General features: G+C 67.7%; 2 protein-coding genes. Both read right to left on the bottom strand.

Translation table 11 applies throughout. The features are described from left to right. Positions 1–740: CaiB/BaiF CoA transferase family protein (locus CYJ10_RS24850; RefSeq protein ID WP_146002117.1), on the bottom strand; the 740-nt coding region annotated here is incomplete at its 3' end. A gap of 20 nt (positions 741–760) precedes the next feature. Beyond that, the gene (locus CYJ10_RS24845) at positions 761–1,678 is read right to left on the bottom strand and encodes a hydroxymethylglutaryl-CoA lyase (RefSeq protein WP_101684090.1); all 918 of its coding nucleotides are present in this window, start codon (positions 1,676–1,678) and stop codon (positions 761–763) included. Positions 1,679–1,680 lie beyond the last annotated feature (2 nt).

Genomic DNA, 1,680 nt, shown 5'->3' with positions numbered 1-1,680 from the left:
CCGATAAACAGCTGCTCGCCGTCGGCCAGCGAGAACACGTCGTAGACGCTCCACGCCGACACGCGCGACGGCATCGGCGGCGGCGCCTCGCCGGTCATCGCAAACTGCTGCATATGCTGCGACGCCAGGAACACGCAGTTCTCGAACAGCGCGCTCTGGATTTCCTGTCCGCGGCCCGTATGGTCGCGTTCGCGAAGCGCGGCCAGCACGCCGATGGCGCCGAACATGCCGCCCATGATGTCGTTGACCGACGTGCCCGCGCGCAGCGGGCGCCCCTTGGGTCCGGTCATGTACGACAGCCCGCCCATCATCTGCACCACTTCATCCAGTGCCAGGCGCTTTTCGTACGGCCCGGGCAGGAAGCCCTTGTGCGAGACATAGATCAGGTGCGGGTACTTTTCCGACAGGGTTGCGTAGTCGAGGCCGAGCTTTTCCATCAGGCCGGGCCGGAAGTTCTCCAGCAGCACGTCGCACTGGCCAGCCAGGTCGGCGGCCGCGGTACGCCCCTCCTCGGTCGTGATGTCCAGCACCACGCTCTTCTTGTTGCGGTTGAAGGCGCGGAAGAAGCCGATGCCCAGGCCGGGCAGGTTGCGGGTCTTGTCGCCGCCCGGCGGCTCCACCTTGATGACCTCGGCGCCCAGGTCGGCCAGGATCATGCCGCAGGTAGGCCCCATCACCATATGGGTGAACTCGACGACGCGGATGCCGGCCAGCGGCAGCGATGTGTTCTCTTGTTGCATGGTTTGGCTCACGGTGTCGATCAGGCGGCCGCGTGGCGGACGCCGGCAAAGGTTCTGGGCAACCCGGCGCGCCAGAGCGTGCCGTGCAGCGTTTCTCCGGCCAGCCAGCTCTGCACCTGCTCGCGCAACGCCAGCAGCGCGTCGATGTCGAGGCCGGTGTCGACGCCCATGCTGCCCAGCATGTAGGCAAGATCCTCGGTCGTGACGTTGCCGCTGGCGCCGGGCGCATGCGGGCAGCCGCCGATACCGGCCAGGCAGGCATCGAATCGCGTGACGCCGGTTTGCAGGGCTGCCAGCACATTGGCCAGACCCAGCCCGCGCGTATCGTGGAAATGGCCGCACCAGAAACGGTCACCGGCAATGGCCTGGGCGCGCGCGAACAGCTCGCGCACCACGCGCGGATCGGCATACCCCACCGTATCGGCCAGGCTCACGCGATCGGCACCCGCGTCGAGCAGCGCCTGCATCAACCGCAGCACTTCATCGGGCGCCACGTGGCCCTGCAATGTGCAACCGAAAGCTGTGCCCACGCCGCCTTCGATCAGCGTCCGGGCGCCGGCGGCATCGCGCGCCGCGCGGATGCGCGCCACCTCGGCCACCACGTCGTCGGGGGTCTTGCGCAGGTTGGCCAGGCTATGTGCATGGCTGGCGGACAGCGGCACGATCATCAGGTCGACACCGCTGGCGATGGCATCCTGCGCACCGCGCAGGTTGGGCACCAGCACCGAGACGAACAGCCCCGGCAGCGTACGGGCGAATGCCACCAGTTCAGCGGTATCAGCCAGTTGCGGCAGCAGCTTCGCCGGCACGAAGGAGCCCACCTCGATCTCGCGCTGGCCGGCGGCATGCGCCGCGCGGATCCACGCCTTCTTCTGCTCCGTCGGAACGACGGTCTTGATGCTTTGCAGCCCGTCACGCAATCCGACTTCTCGGATCACGG

This window comes from Cupriavidus pauculus, assembly GCF_002858765.1.
GTDB lineage: Bacteria > Pseudomonadota > Gammaproteobacteria > Burkholderiales > Burkholderiaceae > Cupriavidus > Cupriavidus pauculus_B.
Note: the sequence above shows the minus strand (reverse complement) of the source record. Positions and strands in the feature narration are given on the sequence as shown.